Origin of the sequence: Parapedobacter soli (genome assembly GCF_025460835.1) — a bacterium.
Classification (GTDB): Bacteria; Bacteroidota; Bacteroidia; order Sphingobacteriales; family Sphingobacteriaceae; genus Parapedobacter; species Parapedobacter soli.
The window spans coordinates 1-20,350 of record NZ_JAMXAY010000030.1 but is presented as its reverse complement, the minus strand read 5'-3'; the positions used below and the strand labels follow the sequence as shown (position 1 = coordinate 20,350).

Genomic DNA, 20,350 nt, shown 5'->3' with positions numbered 1-20,350 from the left:
AATCCGTCTGCTTGCGGATAAGCATAATTAAAGATGAACGTAAAACAACGCACGATCAAATCAGACATTGTCATTTCTGGGGTAGGGCTGCATACCGGGAAGCCCGTGACCATGACCCTAAAACCAGCCCCGGAACATCATTGGTATAAATTTAGGCGTATCGACCTCGAAAACCAGCCGGTAGTACTTGTCGATGCTGAGAATGTGTCGGATACTTCACGCGGAACGACGATATCACAAAATGGGGCACGTGTAAGCACTATCGAGCACTTGATGGCGGCATTGGTGGGCCTTCAGATCGATAATGTACTTATTGATATCGACGGGCCGGAGGTTCCCATCATGGATGGCAGTTCAGCACCATTCGTTAAAGCAATCGAAGAAACCGGTTATGTAGACCAGGCAGCAGATCGTGACTATTATGAGATACCACATAATCTACACCATACCGAGCCCGACCGCAAAGTTGAGATGGTTGCGATGCCGCTTGATGGGTACCGCTTTACCTGTATGATCGATTTCAATTCGCCTGTGTTGGGCAGCCAGCATGCCTCCATCAGCAGTATCGACGAATTTTCCAAAGACATCGCGTCATCGCGTACGTTCTGCTTTCTCCATGAGCTGGAGATGTTGCTCAAGAACAACCTCATCAAAGGAGGCGATTTGAATAATGCGATTGTGGTGGTCGACAGGGAAGTGAGCAAAAACGAGCTGCGGCACCTGGCCAAGCTGTTCAACCGGGAAGATATCGACGTGGCAAAAGAAGGTATATTGGATAATATTGAACTCCGCCACCAGAATGAGCCAGCCCGGCATAAATTGCTGGATATGATTGGTGATTTGGCGTTGGTAGGGCGGCCTATCAAAGGCCATATTATGGCCGCACGGCCCGGCCACGCGGCCAACGTAGCGTTTGCCAAAAAGATAAAAGCGCAGATAAAAAAGGAAAAAGGACGCAAGTATGCTAAGGTATATGACCCCAATATGCCGCCACTGTATGATACTGTCCAGATCATGAACATCCTGCCGCACAGGCAGCCGTTCTTGATGATCGATAAGATACTGGAACTGACCAAATCACATGTGGTTGGACTGAAAAATGTAACCATGAATGAGGATTTGTTCTTGGGCCATTTCCCGGGGGCACCCGTTTTTCCCGGGGTGCTGCAGATAGAAGCAATGGCGCAAACCGGTGGGGTGTTGGTACTAAGCACAGTGCCCGATCCTGAGAATTATCTTACATTATTCCTGAAAATAGAAAACGCCCGGTTTAAAGCGCAGGTGAACCCCGGTGACACCATCATCTTCCGCTGCGATTTGTTGGAGCCGATCCGTAGGGGGATTGCCCAGATGAAAGGTGTAGGGATGGTTGGCGAGAAAGTGGTAGTAGAGGCCGAGTTGATGGCCCAGATTGTAAAAGTAAAAGAGAGCCAAGCATCATGATACAACCGTTAGCATACATACATCCCCAGGCAAAGATCGCTGGGAATGTGGTGATCGAGCCATTTGTGACCATCCATAAAGACGTTGTAATCGAAGATGGTACGTGGATCGGCTCCAATGTCACCATTATGGATGGGGCTCGTATCGGTAAGAACTGCCGTATTTTCCCCGGTGCGGTTATTTCGGGTATTCCCCAAGATCTGAAATTTGACGGCGAAGAAACCACGGCCGAAATCGGCGACAATACCACTATCCGCGAATGTGTGACAGTAAATCGTGGGACGAAAGATAAATGGAAAACTGTTATCGGAAAGAACTGTTTGATCCAAGCATATAGCCACATTGCACACGACTGTATTGTGGGCGACAACTGTATTTTCTCAAATAACAGTACGTTGGCAGGGCATATCATAGTCGGTGATTTTGTAGTGCTGGCGGGCATGGTTGCTGTGCATCAGTTTTGCCATGTGGGCTCACATGCATTCATTGCGGGTGGCTCGCTGGTGCGCAAAGATGTACCCCCATTTGTGAAGGCGGCGCGCGAACCACTTGCCTATGTGGGTATCAATTCGGTAGGACTGCGGCGGCGGGGGTTCTCATCCAACCAGATCAACGAAATCCAAGATATCTACCGTGTATTGTTTGTCAAGAACAACAACCTAACCAAAGCAATGGATATCATTGAAGCAGAATACAAACCCACCGAGATACGTGACGAGATACTCGATTTCATCCGCAATTCCAACCGTGGGGTAATGAAGGGCTTCGGCCAAAGCAAGGGCGTACTTTAGGTGATGGAAGTTATTCTGGAAGACATTGGCAGACGGTTTAACCGGGATTGGGTCTTTCAGCATTTGAACTACCGCTTTACCACGGGCGCGCGCTATGCCGTCTTGGGGCCCAACGGTTCTGGCAAGTCCACCTTGTTGCAGGTTGTCTCTTCGGCACTGATGCCATCTGCCGGCCGGATTGAGTACCGTGACCAAGGCCAAATTATCGCGCCCGACGATATTTACCAATACCTATCGATAGCGGCACCTTATCTTGAGTTGATCGAAGAGTTCACACTTAGCGAGCAAATCCGGTTTCATTTCGCCCATAAACGGTTCCTCGGGGGCTTCGACGAAAAGCTCCTGATAGAACGTCTTGGGCTTACCCACGCTCAGGACAAACAAATTCGCTATTTTTCCTCAGGTATGAAACAGCGGGTCAAATTGGGCTTGGCATGCTATGCCGATGTGCCAATCGTACTGCTGGATGAACCCACTTCCAATTTAGACGAGGAAGGTGTAGATTGGTACCTGCAGTTGGTGGCGGGTACCAGTGCAAACAGGCTGTTTCTAGTGTGCTCCAATCAGGCACGAGAGTATGGATTTTGTGAACATACGATAAAAATTACCGACTACAAATTATAACGACGTGGCTGTAAATAAACGTAACCTTTTCGGCATTGCTTTGACAATCGTACTACCGGGCTTAATGTATGGCCACGGGTTCTGCGCAGTAGGTATCGATAGTGTGTCTCAAAAGAATTCCCCGCTGGCTTGGGCTGGCGAGTTGACCACGCTGGTTTATGAGCGTTACGCGGTAGAGGGTACACCGTTGCTTCGTGAAAACTATCCGCACGACCAGGCCTACCGAGCGGACTATCTTGCAGAGGGCACCGATAGTGCGCCCAATCCCTATTCATACCTATGGCCATTTTCGGGTATGCTTTCAGCATCCAATGCACTCTTTGAAACAACGGGCGATAAACGTTACTTACGGATGGTAGACGACCGTGTGTTGCCCGGTTTGATGCGTTATTATGACGACAACAGGGCTCCGGCCGGCTTTGCTTCATACGTGAATGACGCGGAGCAATCCGATCGGTTCTACGATGATAACATTTGGTTGGGGATTGATTTTGCCGAGCTTTACCTGGCCTCCGGTGAAGATCGGTACCTGGACATGGCCGAAGAGATTTGGAAATTCGTGAAAAGCGGTGAAGATGATCTTCTCGGTGGCGGTATCTATTGGTGCGAACAAAAAAGGACTTCCAAAAACACCTGCTCTAACGCTCCGGCTGCGGTATTTGCATTCCGGATGTTTGAAGCAACGCGGGATAGCCTTTATTTCTATGCCGGGAAGAGGTGGTACGATTGGACCAAGCGCCATTTACAGGATCCGGAAGATGGACTGTATTGGGATAACGTAAACCTTAAAAGTAAGGTAGACAAACGGAAATACCCGTATAACAGCGGGCAGATGCTCCAAAGTGCCGCGTTACTGTATCGGTTTACGGGGGATGCCGGCTATCTGAAAGAAGCCCAGCGTATCGCGGCGAGCGGGTACGCATATTTTTTTGAACCGTTTACATCGCCCGGCGCGCAATCGTTCCGTCTGTTAAAGCGGAGCAATAACTGGTTTATCGCTGTGATGATGCGGGGTTATGTTGAACTGTACCGCGAAGATGGCGATCGCCGGTATTTAGAGGCATTTGCAAAAAACCTGGATTACGCATGGAACCATACGCGCGACGATAATGGTCTATTTGGCAAAAGCTGGGATAGTGTAAACCAAGAATCGCGAAAATGGCTGCTTGACCAAGCCGCGATGATCGAGATGTACGCGCGGATAGCTGGAATAGCTGGTTTTATGGCAGTTGATTAGCTACCTCCCGAAATCATCTTGCACCCGCACGATGTCGTCTTCATCCGATGGGTTGTCGGCATCCGTGTGTTGCCAGATTTCGGCCAGTACACCCCATCCGTCCAGGCCCACAAGCCGATGGCGCTCACCTTGGTTAAGCCGGATCACATCCCCCGGATGCAGTAATTTCAATTCGTGTTCCTCATCGGTATCACTGGTCACCACACCAACGTCACCCCTTACCACTTGCCAGATTTCCGCACGGCGGTGGTGGTATTGCCACGAAAGGCGCTTGCCCGGTGCAACAACAAGTATCTTCGGGCTTAGCTTGCCCGAAATCTTGAGCTCCTGTACGTCGATTCCGTTGAAATAGGTATTGGCAAATTGCTGCGCTTGCGACTCTTCAATCACGAAAAAGCCGCCCCACGGCCGGGTCTGGTCTTGTTGTACCACTTGAAAGCCTTGTCCAGTCAATACGGCTTCGATTTCGTTGAAGAGTGCTTCCTTTGTTTGGTAAGTCATGGTTATCTGTTACGCGATTAAGTTAATACGATGTCTTTTTGGATGGTTCGGTGAATTCGCAGCCGCACCCTTTCGAGCACGATTGTTTCCCCCTAAGTGACTTTTTGGTCCGCCGGACCAAAAAAACTACAGCTGCCACAAACAGGGCGCTGATAACGATGTACTGTATAGCGATTGCATCCATGTCATGTTATTTTAGTAGTTGGTATGCCACTAGTGCGGCAAGGTACGCAAATCCAGTCATAAATACCAACTGGATAATGGTCCATTTCCATGAGTTTGTTTCTTTGCGTACAATGGCAATGGTACTCATGCATTGCATGGCGAAAGCGTAAAACAAAAGCAACGAAATACCCGATGCGAAGTTGTAAGCTGGCCGTCGGGTATTCGGGTTGATTTCACTCGCCATACGCTCGCGGATGGTCAATTCATCATCGGTGCTGCCGAGGCTGTACACGGTAGCCATTGTGCTTACGAATACTTCGCGTGCAGCAAACGATGCAATAAGTCCGATACCCATTTTCCAGTCGTAGCCCAACGGCTCGATAGCTGGCTCGATAAAGCGCCCTAATGTGCCTAAAAACGAATATTCCAGCTTTTGCGACTGTACCTCGTTTTCCAGTTCTTCTGCCGACAGTCCCTGGTTTTCCAGTTGGACGATCCGCTCGGCGTCGGTAAACCGTTCACCTACGCCGAATGAGCCAAGTACCCACAGAATGACGCTAATGGCCAAAATGATTTTACCAGCACCCCATACAAACCCCATGGTCTTTTCCCATACGTGTACCGCAACGTTCCGAAGTACTGGCAGCCGGTAGGTGGGCATTTCCAGGATCAGGAAGCTCTTGTAGTCCGATTTCAGGAAAAGTTTGAGCAACCAGGCACTTCCCAGGGCCGCCAGTACGCCCAAGGCGTACATGCCAAATAAGACCAACGCTTGTAACTCCATGCCAAGCACCCGTCCTTGTGGGATGACCAAGCCGATAATGACGATGTAAATCGGTAACCGCGCAGAACAGGTCATAAACGGAGTGACCAATATGGTAATCAGGCGTTCTTTATCGTTTTCGATCGTACGGGCAGACATGACTGCCGGGATGGCACATGCAGCACCAGACATCAATGGAACAGCACTCTTACCACTTAGCCCGAAAGGCTTGAGCCATCGGTCCATCAGATAGACAACCCGGCTCATGTAGCCAGACTCCTCCATCAGTGCGATGAATACAAACAGGATGGCAATCTGGGGAATGAAGATGACAATACCCCCTATACCGGCAATGATGCCGTCTGTAAGCAGCCCGTTGAGGGGGCCTTCGGGCAGCCAATTTGCCGTACTGCTTGCGAGCCAGGTAAACCCGTTGTCGATGGCATCCATAAAAGGGCCTGACCACGTGTAGATGGCTTGGAAGATGAGTAGGAGCAACCCGAAGAAAATCACGTATCCCCAGACGGCATGTATCATCAACTTATCCAGGCGCTCGGTAAAATGCTCGCGTTTTTTTGTGGGGTCTTTGATGATGTCTGCCAAGTCGCGGTCCAGCTTATCGTGCCTGGCCATGGTCTCTTGGATCTGCAGCCGGTAGGGGTTGAGCCCGTGAGTATTCCGGATCGCCTCGACAGCAGTGGGTAGCGTGGCGTGCGAAGCAGCATTATGCTTATGGGAAAGTGCTAACCATGCCCGGTAATCGTTGGTCTCTCCAGTCTGGTTCTTAACTTCTTGTATTACATGGTGATATTCGGTAGGGACCGGGAACAACGGCGCCGTTGTGGAGGGCTTGAAAGAAAGGGCTGCCTTCAGTGCGTCGATACCCCTGCCGGAACGTGCATCGGTCAGGACAACCCTGGTGGCCAGTAGGCGTTCCAGTTTTCCGGTATCGATAGAGAGCCCAGCGTGATCGGCCTCATCGGCCATGTTGATTACAAAAATAGCCGGAACACCGATGTCGCGGATCTGCTGGTACAGGAAAACTGCTCGCTTGAGGTTAAATGGATTGCCGACCACTACGGCCAGGTCCGGGTGGTTCGGGTTGGTCTTGTCGGCCAATACGTTATACACAACTTCTTCGTCCAACGACGACGGGTGTATGCCATAAGCGCCGGGTAAGTCGACAACGTGGTACTTGGTATCCCCATTGGTAAAACTACCTGTTTTTTTCTCTACAGTGATGCCGGGGTAGTTGCCGGCTTTCTGGCGTAAGCCGGTCAGTTTGTTGAACAAGGTGGATTTGCCGACGTTGGGATTCCCTACCAACGCGATATTTATTTCCGTCATAGCTTACGATAAAGGTTCGATGAGGATGAAATCCGCCTCAGCCCTCCGTAATGCGACGCCATTCGGATTGCCTTTGATCTGCAGGCAAATGGGGCCGTTCAGAGGTAAACGCTGCTTTAACGAGAATACTACTCCCGGTAGCAGCCCCATTTCGTAGATTTTAAGGGGAACTTCACCGGGAGCATACCCCACGATAGTGGCTGTCTCGCCCTTTCGTAAGTGGCTTATGGATTTATTTTGGATTGTGGTACGCATAATGAAATACGGTTCAAATGTACTAATTTATAATAAATCTAAACGTCCAGTTGTCAATTTGTTCCCAGTTACCGGTATATATCGGCCAGTGTGGCCGTTCAGTCTTTTTTGCTACCTTTGGAAGCCATACTAAATCCGGTGTCTGGAAATGACAGTATTAGATGCTCAAAATACGGCTTTCGTGCAGGCGGTATCTTTTGTAAACCATACCAATCGCAATATTTTTCTAACGGGGAAGGCCGGTACGGGGAAAACCACGTTTTTGAAGTATATTAGGCAGCATAGCTACAAGAAGATGGCTGTGGCCGCACCCACGGGGGTGGCGGCGATGAACGCGGGGGGCACAACCTTGCATTCCCTGTTTTGGTTGCCATTTGGTCTCTACATCGAAGACTACGAGCTGGCGTGGAATGAGGACGATAACCATATTTACAACCGCCGCCGACTTTTCGGCAAGGTGAAGCTTACCAAGCAGCGGCGTGCACTATTGCAGGAAATCGAGTTGTTGGTCATCGATGAGGTATCGATGTTGCGGGCGGATACGCTGGACGCCATTGATGCAATCTTGAAAAATGTACGGCGCGATGCCCGGCCATTTGGTGGGGTGCAGGTACTTTTTATCGGCGATATGTACCAACTGCCGCCCGTGGTCAAAGAGCACGAAAGGACGGTTATGGCAAAGTACTATCCCAGCCCGTTTTTTTTCGATGCCAAGGTGTTGCGTGAACAGCCCCCCATTCTTCTCGAACTGAAGAAAATCTATCGCCAAAGTGAGCAGGCATTTATCGATATCCTCAACGACATCCGAAACAACTGCTGTACGTTACAGCAATTGGAAGAGCTCAACAGTTATTATAAGCCGGATTTTGTGCCTCCACCCGCAACACCCTATATCACGCTTACCACCCATAATAACCGTGCGGATACCATCAACAGGCAAGAACTGTCTACCCTTCCCGGTAACGCGGTGGTGCTAGAGGCTAAAGTGGCGAACGATTTTCCAGAAAACATGTATCCCGCAGAAAAAGAGCTGACACTGAAAGTGGGAGCACAGGTGATGTTTATCCGTAACGATAGTGGCGACGAACGGCGTTACTACAATGGAAAAATCGGTTACGTGAAACATATCGACTCCGCAGGCAATAGCTTACTCGTGGAATTTAAAGACGGTAGTGACGCGGTGGAAGTAAAGCGGGAAGAATGGGAGAACATCCGGTACAATTACGACAAATCGAGTGATAAGATAGAAGAGGAGGTGCTGGGGACCTTCGCTCAGTTCCCGCTGCGGTTGGCCTGGGCCATTACCATCCACAAAAGCCAGGGGCTTACCTTCGATCGGGCTATCATTGATGCGGGCGCCTCTTTTGCAGCCGGCCAAGTGTATGTTGCGTTGAGTCGTTTACGCACGTTAGATGGGCTTGTGCTCCACTCGTATATACCGCCCTCCAGTATCCGTACGGACATACAGGTGACCGATTTTTCACAGAATACGGTGTCAGAAAACGAAATTGCCCCTTTGTTGGAAGCATCGCAACGTAGTTATATCGGGCAACTGCTTCTGCAGGCGTTTAGATGGGACCGTATCGTCGAAACCGCGCAGACACAACAGGATGATATGGCAACCCGTAACATTGCAGACCAAGAGAAGGCAATGCAATTTGTCGGCACGATAAGTGTAGCTTGCGAAATGCTGATGGAGGTGGCCAATAAATTCCGAAATCAGCTGAATAGATTACTTAATAAAAACGACGTGGTGGATTACGCTCTTGTTCATGACCGTATTGTCAAAGCCACGGAATGGTTCTTGCCGCGGTTAGAAGCTTCCCTGATCGCTCCTCTCGAGATGCATATTGGCGATTGGGCCATCAAAAAACGGACAAAGAAGTATGTTTCTGAATTGAAGGAGTTATTGATAGACCTTAAGCGGAAACGGGAACAACTTCGGCAATGTGTGGCTATCACCGAGGCGTTGGCAAAAGGGGAGCCACTGCAAGAACTCATGGTCAAGTCAGTCGATCTGGCAACTGTCGCCATCGATGCCGATGAACTACCCAATACCTCAAAACCAAAGAGCCCCAAAGGCACGACCAAACGCATCAGTTTCGATCTGTTCCAGTCGGGCAAAACCATCGACGAAATATCGGCCGAACGCGGTTTAACCAAGGCCACTGTCATCGGCCACCTCATTGACTTTATCGGCAAGGGCGTGGTAGCTACCCAGTTGATGGATGCAACGAAGCTCGCGTCGATTCAGCGCGTATTGCGGCAAAATCCCGACATGCCTTCATCTGCGGTCCGTGCGCTACTGGCCAATCAGGTGGAATACTACGAGATTCGTATCGCCAAAGCATCCATTGTCCACTAGTTTGTATATCTTTACTGTTTTTATTTTTAGATACTACCGTTGTTAAATGCAGCAAGTTGATACTACGCAACCTTATGAATTGATTTACTCGCTTTGCGAACATCCATACCTGGGTTATTTAATAGAGCCGCATGTGGTGCAGCTCAATCCCAATGGTGGTTATTCGCTGACCCACCGCCGCGTGTTCAGTCATACGGCGGTAGACTATGCACCCATATTGGATGAGACGGACCGTAAGCTGATCAAGTTACTGGAAGAGGTAGAGCAAACGAATATCATCAAACGCTATTATAAGAAACCGATACGCCCGGTAGATTTTTTTGCAAAACATTTTAACGAGCAATTCTTCGAATATATACGGCCTAAAATTGAGGCCCGCCTGCTGCAGGCGCTCGAATTGCTGAGCGACAAGCCGTTGTTTCTCATGAGCAAAGATGGGTACGCGGCAGACCAACGGCTAACTATTGCGCCGCAACCTGCTTCGGTGCTGTTTCACTTCAGGCGCAACAGTGAGGAGACACGTTACTTCCCCACCATCAAATACGATGGGCAGCGCATCGAATTTATGTATAAAAACGCCCAGGTGGTGGTCAACCAACAGGCATGGCTACTATTGGAGAACGTACTTTACCATTTTGACCAGTCGTTGGAAGGGAAAAAGCTGTCGCCCTTTTTGCAAAGGCGCTATATTGCCGTGGCGCATGCTACGGAACGTAAATATTTCGCAACCTTCGTGCGGTCGCTCATCGAAAAGCATCACGTATACGCGGAGGGATTCGATATCGAAACGCACCAGCACAATGCTATACCGGTGATTAAGCTCCTCTACGTGGAGAACGGCGTTTCCCAACTGCAACTGCACTTCCGTTATGGCCCTTACCTGTTTGCATCCGGAGGCCAGAATAGGGTAACGGTGCAGATGCAGTATGACGAGGGAGCAGACCATTACACTTTCCACCGCATCAAACGGTCGTTGCAATGGGAAGAGACCCGGATGCGGGAATTGCTGGATATGGGCCTCCACAGGCCCGCCGAGCTGTTCAGCAATCTCGAGCCGAAGGCCAATGGAACAGATGCCACATCGGCAATGGACTGGCTCCGCGACCGGAACGACGAGCTCCGCCGGCGCGGTTATGAAATTATGCAAGACGACCCGAACAAGCGGTTCTTCTTCGGGCGCACCGAACTTAATCTATCCGTTGAGGAGCATAACGACTGGTTTGACGTACGTGCCATTGCCCGTTTCGGTGAGTACGAAATTCCCTTTAGCCAGTTGCGTAACCATATCCTTACGAATACGAAGGAGTTTGTTTTGCCTAATGGAGAGGTGGCCGTGATACCCGAAGAGTGGTTTGCCCGGTACAACCACCTCTTCCAGTTCTCGCAAAATAAGAAAGATATCCGGTTGGGAAAATACCATGTGGGGCTGCTCAATGACATCTCCGAGCATGTCGCACTGACGATGGATCGTAAAATAGCACGATTGGCCGATTTTGATGCAATTGAAAATGTTGAAAAGCCGCAACGGTTTATGGGCGAGCTGCGGCCCTACCAGCAAGCGGGGTACAACTGGTTCCATTTCCTGCAGGAATACCATTTCGGTGGCTGCTTAGCAGACGACATGGGCTTGGGTAAAACCATCCAGACACTGGCACTGCTCCAGAAGCAGAAGGAGGGGGCAGGAAAGAGGGGAGGGCCATCTACGTCGCTTATCATCATGCCTACCTCATTGATATACAACTGGGAAAATGAGGCGATGAAGTTCGTGCCCGACTTGAAAATCCTCATCCACACCGGTATAGGCCGGGCCAAGGACGCTGCTCTATTTGAGCCATACGATTTGGTAATCACCACCTACGGCATCGCTCGTATCGATGAAGAGTTGTTGAGCTCGTTCTATTTCAATTACATCATCCTCGATGAAAGCCAGCTGATAAAAAACCCCTCTTCCAAATCGTTCAAGGCGGTGAAGGGGCTAAAGGCGAAGCATCGGCTGGTGCTGAGCGGTACACCGGTTGAAAATTCGGTAGCAGATCTGTGGGCACAGATGGCATTCTTAAACCCCGGCTTGTTAGGTAGCTACCGCTACTTCCAGCAAGAGTTCGTACAGCCCATCGAAAAGAAAAAGGACGATGAAAAGGCCCAACGCCTGCAAGCCATGATCAAGCCCTTTGTGCTGCGGCGCACCAAGGACCAAGTGGCTACGGAGCTCCCACCCAAATCGGAACAGGTATTTTACTGTACGATGGGTGAAGAGCAAGCTGAATACTATGAGCGCGTGAAGTCGGAGTACCGGAATGCCATATTGGAAAATATCGGCGACGAGAAAGTGAAGCCGCCGCAGATTGCCTTGTTACAGGGGCTCACCAAGCTGCGCCAGCTTGCCAACCATCCTGCCATGGTCGACGCCGGGTTCAGCGGCGAGTCCGGCAAGTTCGAGAGTGCCATCCACACATTGGAGACCGTATTGCAACGGGGTAATAAGGTACTGGTGTTTTCACAGTTCGTGAAACAACTGGTGTTGTTTAGGCAGTATTTCGACAAGCATGGTATCGGGTATGCATACCTGGATGGCGCCACCAAGAACAGGAGTGAGGTGGTGCGTCAATTCCGCGAAAATAAAGAGACCCGCTTGTTCCTCATTTCGATTAAGGCTGGCGGCGTGGGGCTCAACCTGGTGGAAGCCGATTATGTATTTATCCTCGACCCATGGTGGAATCCTGCCGTAGAGCAGCAGGCCATTGACCGCACACACCGAATCGGCCAAACGCGTAATGTGTTTATCTACAAATTCATTACCAAGGGTACCGTGGAGGAAAAGATACTGGCATTGCAAAACCGCAAGAAGACCATTGCCGATACCCTCATCACCACCGAAGAAAGCTTTATCAAGTCACTTTCGAGGGAAGATATCAGTGAGCTGCTTGGTTAAATGCCTGCAGGCCGGCCTTCATGCGTGCTACCGTTTCTTCCCGGCCCAAGAGGGCAGCGATATCAAACACGTGAGGTCCAAATTTGCCACCTACCAGCATGATACGGAACGGGAGCATCAACTCGCCCACTTTCATCCCTGATGCTTGGATGGCGAGCTTATAGAGGCTCTCGAGCTCCGCACTGTGCCAAGGATCGAAGTTTGCCAGCTTAGCGGTCATATCAACGAAGAATGCGGTCTTTTCCGGATTCCAGCGTGGCCGGACAGCAGCTAGATCGTAGTTATCGGGCCGTTTGAAAAAGAAAGATGCCTGCTCCCAAAAGTCGGTGAGCAATGTGAGCCGGTCCTTGACCAGTTCCAGCACGCTGGAAAGGTACTGTCGGTCCACCCCGTAAACCCCATGGTCGGCTAATAATGAAGTCAGGTAAGGTACAAGGGTACGGTCATCGCTCCGTTTTATCCATTCGTGGTTGAACCATTTGGCTTTTTCAAAATCGAACTTAGCGCCGGCTTTGCTGATCCGTTCCAGGGAAAACCGTTCGATTAATTCGGCGATTGTGAAGAGCTCTTGCTCAGACCCATCGTTCCAGCCCAGCGTTGCCAGCAGGTTGACGAACGCTTCAGGGAGGAAGCCCATTTCACGGAAGCCTTTGGTGACGGTTTCCGTTTTTGGATCTTTCCAGTTCATGGCATACACCGGAAAGCCCAGTCGGTCGCCATCCCTTTTACTTAGTTTGCCGTTGCCATCAGGCTTGAGGATAAGCGGCAGATGCGCCCACTGTGGCATGGAGTCGCGCCAGCCGAGGTATTCCCACAGCAGGATATGCACCGGTGCGGAGGGCAGCCATTCCTCGCCACGGAACACGTGGCTGATTGCCATATGGTAATCGTCGACTACCACGGCAAGGTGGTAGGTGGGCATGCCATCAGCTTTAAGTAGTACTTTGTCATCTACCAGCGAAGAATCGAAACTTACGTGGCCCCGTATCAGGTCGTCAAAGCTGATGGTTTCATCGACGGGCATTTTAATACGGATGACATGGGGATGTCCCGACTCGAGCAGGTGCCGAGTTTCAGCAGGATCGAGATTGAGCGAATTGTGCAATTGCGTCCTGTTTTCATGGCTGTACCTGAAATTGGGATGTGCCTTACGCTGTGCTTCCAGCTCTTCAGCTGTATCGAATGCGTAGTATGCGTGCCCATTAGCAACGAGCTGTTCAGCATATTGGCGATAATTGGATTTGCGGTCGCTCTGGCGGTAGGGTCCATAATCACCACCGTGCTCAGGGCTTTCGTCGGGCTGAATGCCGCACCAGGCGAGGCACTCCTGGATATAGGTCTCCGCACCCGGTACGAAGCGGGTCTGGTCGGTATCTTCGATCCGGAGCACGAACGAGCCATTGTGCTGGCGGGCAAACAAATAGTTGAATAATGCTGTGCGCACGCCGCCCAAGTGTAGCCCGCCGGTGGGGCTGGGAGCGAAACGGACCCTTACCTTTCTGTTTTCATCCATGGGGCAAACTTAGATAAATTTCTCTGGATTCGCCGGTACTCGCCTCGCCTTTGGCTGGTTGTTTTTTCAATAGAACTGGAAAAAATGCACCCGTGGAAATACCATCCAAAGGGAAATATGTATTTTGGCAGAAATTTGCTTTACATAATAGCGTAGATGAACCCTTATCAGTACAATCAGCAACGGTGGAAATTTGCCTTATTGATCTTCGCGGCACTCATTGCGGCAGCGTCGTTGCTTTACACCAATTTCCTGGTAAGGAACCTTTCGAAGTCTGAGCGTACCAAAGCCGAAGTGTGGGCAATGAGTACGCGGAGCATCATCACCATGCCCGATGTGGATGACGAGATGATTACGTTCATTTATGCTGTCCGCGATAGCCTGTCGTTGCCGGCCATTATTGCCGACGAACGGGACAGCATCATTTACTGGCGGGATCTGGACTCGACCAAAACCAATATCCTTGCAGGCGATATCGAATCAGACGTGGCTTACGACCCAGCGTATTTTGAGCGCCAGTTGGCCATCATGAAGAAGAGCCACGCCCCAATCGTCATCGATAATCTACCGAATGGTGGGCAGTGGTTTGTCTACTATAAAGATTCGCTGTTGCTTAACCAGCTACGGTTTTTCCCTTACGTACAGCTTACGCTTATTGCCATTTTTCTGGGTATTGCTTATACCGTATTCAATTCTATCCGCAAGTCCGAGCAGAACCTCGTGTGGGTAGGCCTGGCCAAAGAAGCAGCCCATCAATTGGGGACACCCATATCATCGCTGATGGCGTGGCTGGAACTGGTGCGGGCAAAGTTCGATGCCGAGAATGACCCGCTACTCAATGAAATGGAAAGCGATGTGAAGCGGCTGGAAGTCGTGGCTGATCGCTTCTCCAAGATCGGATCCGCCCCGGTGTTGAAAAGTCAAGCAGTCTACAAGACGGTAGTCGATTTTGTCAACTATTTCAAAGTACGGACAAGCGACAAGATTATTTTCAATGTTTCGGGTGAAACCAAGGCGGAGGCGATGCTCAATGTGCCACTGTTTGACTGGGTGCTCGAAAACTTGTTAAAGAATGCGGCGAATGCCATCGAGTCAGCAGGCAGGATTGATATTGTTATTTCAGAAAATATTGCCAAAGAGCAAATTTTTGTGGATATTAGCGATACCGGGAAAGGGATACCTCGGAGCCAGTTTGACGCGGTCTTTCAGCCGGGATTCACTACTAGAAAGCGCGGTTGGGGGTTGGGGCTTACGCTTACCCAGCGCATGATCGAATACCACAAGGGCCAGGTCTTCGTCAAAGAGTCGGAAATTGATAAAGGAACCACATTTAGAATCGTATTACCAAGTAGCCAAACTTATGAACCCGCTCAAATCTGATGAATACCCAGCAGTGTACGCTCCTTATATTGAAACTGTTACTGGAGATGTGGTGGAATTGCTCCGGGAGCAGATTGCCTCGTTTCCTGAGTTTTTGTCCAATATACCTCCCGGTAAATCAGAATTCGCATATGCCGAAGGTAAGTGGACCATCAAGGAGGTGGTAGGACACATTATCGATACCGAGCGGGTGATGGCTTACAGAGCTCTCCGGTTTGGCCGAAACGACACCAAGGAGCTGATTGGCTTCGAGCAGGAAGACTTCGTGGCCAATGCGCGATTCAACGAACGGTCGTTGGCAAGTTTTGCGGACGAGTTTGTACTCGTGAGAAAATCGAATCTCGAACTTTTCAAACACTTCAATGACCACGAACTCGCACGTAAGGGCATCGCCTCCGGGCGCTTAACCAGTGTGCGCGCCTTTATGTATATTATCGCAGGGCACCTCAACCACCATAAAAATATCATCCGGGAGCGATATTTAGGCGACCAATGAGCCGCGGGCGATTGATTCATGTTTCGTGCAGAAATAAAAAAACAGTGAATGGAAAACCTTTTTCAATTCATTTTGTAGTTATAGTATCTACGAAACCATTTCCATGGTTTTATGATACGGTTTAGGTGTAGGAAATGTCCCGATTAGTCGGGACGTTTCCTATTTTTAAGCACGCTCCTAACTTGCCATTTCCTAGCCCGAGAAAAGAGAACAACCGTTTGCATCATCTTTTTTGTTTCAAATGTTAATTTTATTTTATAGTCTTGCAGTGCGTGAAATTAAAAGTATACTAACTAATCAACAATGAGCGTAAATTCCACATCCCAACGGTCTACTTTGGGTCCAATGATTATCATCGGAGCCCTTTTTTTTATTTTCGGATTTGTCACTTGGTTGAATTCAGTGCTGATTCCCTATCTGAAGATAGCTTGTGAGCTTAACCATTTCCAATCGTACCTCGTAACATTTGCGTTTTATATTGCTTATCTGCTCATGGCGCCCGTATCCACGTTAACGCTCCGGTATTTCGGATTTAAAAACGGGATGGCCGTTGGCCTTGTTGTGATGGCCGTTGGTGCCCTGTTGTTTATTCCCGCAGCAATGAGCCGGACCTACTTGCTGTTTCTTGTCGGGTTGTTTGTGCAGGGCGGTGGCTTGGCCATCCTTCAAACAGCTTCGAACCCTTATATTACCATCATTGGCCCGCCCGAAAGTGCCGCACAGCGCATCAGTATTATGGGCATCTGCAATAAATTTGCCGGTGCATTGGCACCGGTGGTGCTGGGCTTTTTCCTGCTGAGCGATACCGATGGGCTGACCGAGCGGATTGAAGCGCTATCGGAGGTACAGCGTGCTGCCGAGCTGGATGCACTGGCGGCGAAGGTTATTGTCCCTTATTTGGGCATCGTTGGGGTCTTAGTGGTATTGGCTTTTGTTATTTTCAAATCGGCATTACCGGAGGTGGATACCGATGCTGAAGACGAGGAAGTGGCGGCATCGAATACGGGTAAGAAGAGCGTGTTCGAATTCCCGCATGTGCTGTTAGGTGTATTGACCCTTTTCCTATATGTTGGTGTGGAAGTTATTGCTGGCGATACTGTGGTGAGCTACGCAGCTAGCGAGGGCGTGTCGCTCACGCAAGCCAAGTTTTTCACGACGGCCACTATGGTGTCGATGATTGTGGGCTACATCATAGGGATCATTACCATCCCTAAATACATAAAGCAAGAACGAGCGTTCGTTATTTGTGCACTGCTGGGGTTGGTATTTTCGTTCGGAGCGCTGGCTACCTCGGGTGTAACGTCAGTTGCATTTATATCGTTGCTCGGATTGGCGAACTCGCTGATGTGGCCCGCCATCTGGCCACTGGCTCTTGCCGGTGTAGGCCGATTTACCAAGGCGGCGTCATCATTGTTGATTATGGGGATTGCAGGCGGTGCGATCATCCCGCTGGCATACGGAGCACTGGCTGACCATTTTAGCCCACACCAAGCGTATTGGATTACCATTCCCTGTTATTTATTCATTCTATATTACGCGCTAAGTGGCCACAAGGTAGGAAAAGCCAAGGCAAATGGTTAGTAGTGGCTGTTGTGCCTGATTTTCCTGCACCGGTGTGATGATGGTGCAGGAAAACAGGACTTGGTGAAATAAATAGTACCCTAATAACGCGGCGTGCTGTTCTACTATTATTCAAGAATTGTAATATTTCCGTAATGTTGGATGGATGCTTGGTTAATATGTTTAGATTCGAGGTCTTGTAACTAACAATGAATAAGATGAGAAAACAGTTATTAATCACCGCCCTAATCACCATCACGATTGCCATGGGTTGGCAGTCGGCAGAAGCCCAGCTGAAATTGCCGCCGGCGAGCAGCTCGCAAACGGTTACCCAGAGTTTAGGTATTGGTACCGTCACATTGAAGTACAATAGGCCAAACATCAATGGCCGGAAGATTTTCGGTGCACTTGTGCCTTTCGATGAAGTATGGCGTACCGGTGCGAATAGAATCCCTACGTTGACCTTCGATGGCCCGGTAACGATCGCAGGAAACCAGCTGGAAGCCGGTACGTACGGCCTGCTGACCATACCTGGGAAAAGCAAATGGACCATCATCTTAAGTAAAAACAGTGAACAATGGGGAGCCTATACCTATAAGCAAGAAGAAGATATATTCCGTTTCGATGTAACCCCAGAGCGGCTTAAAAAGCCGGTGGAGTCGTTTACCATATCGTTTTCTGATGTGCATCCGCAACGCTCCCGGCTGAATATTGCATGGGACCGCACGGCGGTCGGCTTTGATTTGGTTGTCAACCAAGATGCAGAGATTATGGCCTCTATAGCAGAAGCGATGAAAGGGGAGCCGAAGCCTTATTTCCAGGCAGCCCAGTATTACTACAACAACGGCAAAGACATCCAGAAAGCTGTTGAGTGGATAAATGAGGCTGATAAATCGCCGAATCCCGCGACATATATCAAATATTGGAAAGCCCGTATCCAATTAAAGGCAGGCGATAGGGAAGGAGCCATTGCAACGGCAACCCAGGGAGTTGAGCTGGCTAAACAACAAAATAACGCCGAGTATGTGAAACTCAACGGCCAAGTGATCAGCGAAGCGAAGAAAAAATAGTCCGGCTCTTGTTATAGCGATGCGTTCAGCAACTCCTCCAGCTCTTCGTGGCTGATGTTCATATTCACGTTGCCGTCTTTCGCAAACGATATTTCGCCGGTTTCTTCCGATACCACCACCGCCACGGCGTCGCTCACCTCCGTAACGCCGATGGCGGCGCGGTGTCGCAATCCGAAATGCAGGGGCAGGTCTTCGCTCTCAGAGAGCGGCAGCACACAGCTCGCCGTCATGATTTTGAAATCGACAATAACGACCGCACCATCGTGCAGCGGGCTGTTTTTCTGGAATATACTCTCCAGCAGACGCTTGGATAGATGGGCGTCCAGGTATTCGCCGCTAGTCTGATAATACTCCTCGTCGAAATACTTGGCGAAAACAATCAGTGCACCTGTGTATGACTTGGAAAGGCTCCGACAGGCATCGATAATTGGCTTGAGGTGGGCGTGGTGGTCATGCTCAGCGGTCTTTTTACTCACAAAAATCGACCACAGGAAGTTTTTCCGCCGTACCGAGATGTTCTTGCCGATGTGGATGAGAAACCGGCGTATCTCTTGCTGGAAGACTACCACAAGGGCCAGTGAACCGACACTGATGAAGCCTCCAAAAATTTCGGTAAGCAGATGCATATTGAACTGCTTAACAAGTATGTAGATGATATAGATGAGTCCCAGACCGAAGAGGATATTAACTGCGATGGTACCCCGTATCAGGCTATATACATAGTAGAGGATGACAGCCACCAAGAGGATGTCCACAATATCCAACAGTCGGAAGTTGAAGTCTAAGCTCTGCAAGTCCATATACTGGGCAAGGTAAGAAATTCCCTATAAAAGCGCTCCATACAATTTGAGTAAGTTTCTATCTTTGTTGGATAAAAAAAAAAGACCATGACTAGACTTTCTGTCAATATCAATAAAATCGCCACGCTCCGCAATTCGCGGGGCGGTAATAATCCCAACGTGCTGGAAGCCGCATTGGCCATCGAACGTTTCGGGGGGCAAGGTATCACGGTGCACCCCCGGCCAGACGAGCGGCACATCAGGTACCGCGATGTGTTCGACCTGAAGGGTGCCATTCGGACCGAGTTGAATATCGAGGGCAATTGCCGCGAGGAGAAATTCGTGCGCCTGGTGTTGGATGCGCAGCCGGCACAGGTCACGCTGGTGCCCGACGACCCGGGGCAGATCACGTCCAATCATGGTTGGGATACCGTAAAGCACCGGTCTTATTTGCAGGATATGAGTGCGTTGTTTAAGGGCGAAGGTATCCGGGTTTCCATTTTCGTGGACCCAGATCCAGTAATGGTGGCTGCAGCTGCCGAAACCGGCGCCGACCGTATTGAACTGTATACCGAAGCCTATGCACAGGAGTATACGGCCGACCCCGAGCGAGCCCTGGTACCTTACCTCGAAGCGGCCAAAGTCGCCCAGCAGGTCGGCTTGGGGCTCAATGCAGGCCACGACCTCGATTTAAATAACCTTCGATATTTCGCCCAGCATATACCCGGCTTATTGGAAGTGAGTATCGGCCACGCATTGATTGCCGACGCATTGTACCTTGGGTTGGAAGAAACCATCCGGCGATACAACGAACAGTTGCGGTAGCAGAGGTAAACGTGCTTTCGTCAATGCGGGAAATTAACAGCTAATCGCCCTATTATCCATCGGCGGCCGCAATTACGAAACACTGGTACTAACGGCCAGCCTCACCATCACACCAGCGACAAGGACGCTGGACTTTCCGGGATTGGCACGGAAAATCTATGGCGCCACCGATTTCGAAGTAGGTGCGACGGCCAGCAGCGGAGCCGGTTAGCTACACAAGCAGTAATACCGATGTCAGCCGTAGCAGTGGCATACACTGCTTATTTAGTCAACCCTTAAAAAGCCCAATATTTCTTTTTTGAAG

The 20,350-nt window shown here is 50.0% G+C and carries 16 protein-coding genes; 11 read left to right on the top strand and 5 right to left on the bottom strand.

From position 1 onward, the window contains the following. Positions 1–33: 33 nt before the first annotated feature. Genes NGM62_RS13410 through NGM62_RS13395 form a run of 4 tightly spaced genes read left to right on the top strand, consistent with a single transcriptional unit; the run spans position 34 to position 4,095 of the window. The gene (locus tag NGM62_RS13410; RefSeq protein WP_262248667.1) at positions 34–1,443 is read left to right on the top strand and encodes a bifunctional UDP-3-O-[3-hydroxymyristoyl] N-acetylglucosamine deacetylase/3-hydroxyacyl-ACP dehydratase; all 1,410 of its coding nucleotides are present in this window, start codon (positions 34–36) and stop codon (positions 1,441–1,443) included. Beyond that, complete coding sequence (gene lpxA, locus NGM62_RS13405) at positions 1,440–2,234, top strand: acyl-ACP--UDP-N-acetylglucosamine O-acyltransferase (protein ID WP_262248665.1); 795 nt, start codon at positions 1,440–1,442, stop codon at positions 2,232–2,234. Before NGM62_RS13410 ends, lpxA begins: the two co-directional genes overlap by 4 nt. Positions 2,235–2,237: 3 nt before the next feature. After that, complete coding sequence (locus tag NGM62_RS13400; protein ID WP_262248730.1) at positions 2,238–2,858, top strand: ABC transporter ATP-binding protein; 621 nt, start codon at positions 2,238–2,240, stop codon at positions 2,856–2,858. A 4-nt stretch (positions 2,859–2,862) separates the two neighbouring features. Further along, the gene (locus NGM62_RS13395; protein WP_262248663.1) at positions 2,863–4,095 is read left to right on the top strand and encodes a glycoside hydrolase family 76 protein; all 1,233 of its coding nucleotides are present in this window, start codon (positions 2,863–2,865) and stop codon (positions 4,093–4,095) included. Here NGM62_RS13395 and NGM62_RS13390 read toward each other — a convergent pair whose 3' ends face one another. From NGM62_RS13390 to NGM62_RS13380, 3 genes are all read right to left on the bottom strand, one after another. Next, positions 4,096–4,596, bottom strand: a complete 501-nt coding sequence (locus NGM62_RS13390) for a phosphoheptose isomerase (RefSeq protein WP_262248662.1) — start codon at positions 4,594–4,596, stop codon at positions 4,096–4,098. A gap of 190 nt (positions 4,597–4,786) precedes the next feature. Next, positions 4,787–6,871: a ferrous iron transport protein B gene (feoB, locus tag NGM62_RS13385; protein WP_262248661.1), complete on the bottom strand. Its 2,085-nt coding sequence runs from the start codon at positions 6,869–6,871 to the stop codon at positions 4,787–4,789. A 3-nt stretch (positions 6,872–6,874) separates the two neighbouring features. Beyond that, positions 6,875–7,126: a FeoA family protein gene (locus NGM62_RS13380; protein WP_262248660.1), complete on the bottom strand. Its 252-nt coding sequence runs from the start codon at positions 7,124–7,126 to the stop codon at positions 6,875–6,877. Between the two features lie 148 nt (positions 7,127–7,274). Between NGM62_RS13380 and NGM62_RS22125 the strand changes: the two genes are divergently transcribed. Both NGM62_RS22125 and NGM62_RS13360 read left to right on the top strand, forming a co-directional pair. Then, positions 7,275–9,491 (top strand): helix-turn-helix domain-containing protein, encoded by a 2,217-nt coding sequence (locus tag NGM62_RS22125; RefSeq protein WP_315975869.1) that lies wholly within the window; start codon positions 7,275–7,277, stop codon positions 9,489–9,491. Positions 9,492–9,537: 46 nt separating this feature from the next. Beyond that, the gene (locus NGM62_RS13360) at positions 9,538–12,423 is read left to right on the top strand and encodes a DEAD/DEAH box helicase (RefSeq protein WP_262248658.1); all 2,886 of its coding nucleotides are present in this window, start codon (positions 9,538–9,540) and stop codon (positions 12,421–12,423) included. Here the strand turns inward: NGM62_RS13360 and gltX are convergent. After that, complete coding sequence (gene gltX / locus NGM62_RS13355) at positions 12,404–13,936, bottom strand: glutamate--tRNA ligase (RefSeq protein WP_262248657.1); 1,533 nt, start codon at positions 13,934–13,936, stop codon at positions 12,404–12,406. The genes NGM62_RS13360 and gltX overlap by 20 nt on opposite strands. 156 nt (positions 13,937–14,092) lie before the next feature. On the opposite strand from gltX, the gene NGM62_RS13350 reads away from it, so the two are divergent. The 4 genes from NGM62_RS13350 to NGM62_RS13335 all read left to right on the top strand — a co-directional run bounded on the left by NGM62_RS13350 (position 14,093) and on the right by NGM62_RS13335 (position 18,442). Then, positions 14,093–15,316, top strand: coding sequence for a sensor histidine kinase (locus tag NGM62_RS13350; protein WP_262248655.1), 1,224 nt, complete (start codon positions 14,093–14,095; stop codon positions 15,314–15,316). Next, entirely contained in the window at positions 15,297–15,812 is a 516-nt protein-coding gene (locus NGM62_RS13345) for a DinB family protein (RefSeq protein ID WP_262248653.1), read from the top strand. Before NGM62_RS13350 ends, NGM62_RS13345 begins: the two co-directional genes overlap by 20 nt. 345 nt (positions 15,813–16,157) lie before the next feature. Next, positions 16,158–17,393 (top strand): sugar MFS transporter, encoded by a 1,236-nt coding sequence (locus NGM62_RS13340; protein WP_262248651.1) that lies wholly within the window; start codon positions 16,158–16,160, stop codon positions 17,391–17,393. A gap of 197 nt (positions 17,394–17,590) precedes the next feature. Then, positions 17,591–18,442 (top strand): DUF2911 domain-containing protein, encoded by an 852-nt coding sequence (locus NGM62_RS13335; RefSeq protein WP_262248649.1) that lies wholly within the window; start codon positions 17,591–17,593, stop codon positions 18,440–18,442. Between the two features lie 11 nt (positions 18,443–18,453). Here the strand turns inward: NGM62_RS13335 and cdaA are convergent, their stop codons facing one another. Beyond that, positions 18,454–19,242, bottom strand: a complete 789-nt coding sequence (gene cdaA / locus NGM62_RS13330; protein ID WP_262248647.1) for a diadenylate cyclase CdaA — start codon at positions 19,240–19,242, stop codon at positions 18,454–18,456. 87 nt (positions 19,243–19,329) lie between these two features. Here cdaA and NGM62_RS13325 point away from each other — a divergent pair, with 87 nt between their 5' ends. Further along, positions 19,330–20,046 (top strand): pyridoxine 5'-phosphate synthase, encoded by a 717-nt coding sequence (locus NGM62_RS13325; RefSeq protein WP_262248645.1) that lies wholly within the window; start codon positions 19,330–19,332, stop codon positions 20,044–20,046. The last annotated feature ends 304 nt before the right edge of the window (positions 20,047–20,350 follow it).

What these genes read in the sequence shown, in the direction of transcription:
- NGM62_RS13410 (WP_262248667.1), top strand. Translation starts at nt 34, where the DNA reads ATGAACGTAAAACAACGCACGATCAAATCAGACATTGTCATTTCTGGG.
- lpxA (WP_262248665.1), top strand. Translation starts at nt 1,440, where the DNA reads ATGATACAACCGTTAGCATACATACATCCCCAGGCAAAGATCGCTGGG.
- NGM62_RS13400 (WP_262248730.1), top strand. Translation starts at nt 2,238, where the DNA reads ATGGAAGTTATTCTGGAAGACATTGGCAGACGGTTTAACCGGGATTGG.
- NGM62_RS13390 (WP_262248662.1), bottom strand. Translation starts at nt 4,596, where the DNA reads ATGACTTACCAAACAAAGGAAGCACTCTTCAACGAAATCGAAGCCGTA.
- feoB (WP_262248661.1), bottom strand. Translation starts at nt 6,871, where the DNA reads ATGACGGAAATAAATATCGCGTTGGTAGGGAATCCCAACGTCGGCAAA.
- NGM62_RS13380 (WP_262248660.1), bottom strand. Translation starts at nt 7,126, where the DNA reads ATGCGTACCACAATCCAAAATAAATCCATAAGCCACTTACGAAAGGGC.
- NGM62_RS22125 (WP_315975869.1), top strand. Translation starts at nt 7,275, where the DNA reads ATGACAGTATTAGATGCTCAAAATACGGCTTTCGTGCAGGCGGTATCT.
- NGM62_RS13360 (WP_262248658.1), top strand. Translation starts at nt 9,538, where the DNA reads ATGCAGCAAGTTGATACTACGCAACCTTATGAATTGATTTACTCGCTT.
- gltX (WP_262248657.1), bottom strand. Translation starts at nt 13,936, where the DNA reads ATGGATGAAAACAGAAAGGTAAGGGTCCGTTTCGCTCCCAGCCCCACC.
- NGM62_RS13350 (WP_262248655.1), top strand. Translation starts at nt 14,093, where the DNA reads ATGAACCCTTATCAGTACAATCAGCAACGGTGGAAATTTGCCTTATTG.
- NGM62_RS13345 (WP_262248653.1), top strand. Translation starts at nt 15,297, where the DNA reads ATGAACCCGCTCAAATCTGATGAATACCCAGCAGTGTACGCTCCTTAT.
- NGM62_RS13340 (WP_262248651.1), top strand. Translation starts at nt 16,158, where the DNA reads ATGATTATCATCGGAGCCCTTTTTTTTATTTTCGGATTTGTCACTTGG.
- NGM62_RS13335 (WP_262248649.1), top strand. Translation starts at nt 17,591, where the DNA reads ATGAGAAAACAGTTATTAATCACCGCCCTAATCACCATCACGATTGCC.
- cdaA (WP_262248647.1), bottom strand. Translation starts at nt 19,242, where the DNA reads ATGGACTTGCAGAGCTTAGACTTCAACTTCCGACTGTTGGATATTGTG.
- NGM62_RS13325 (WP_262248645.1), top strand. Translation starts at nt 19,330, where the DNA reads ATGACTAGACTTTCTGTCAATATCAATAAAATCGCCACGCTCCGCAAT.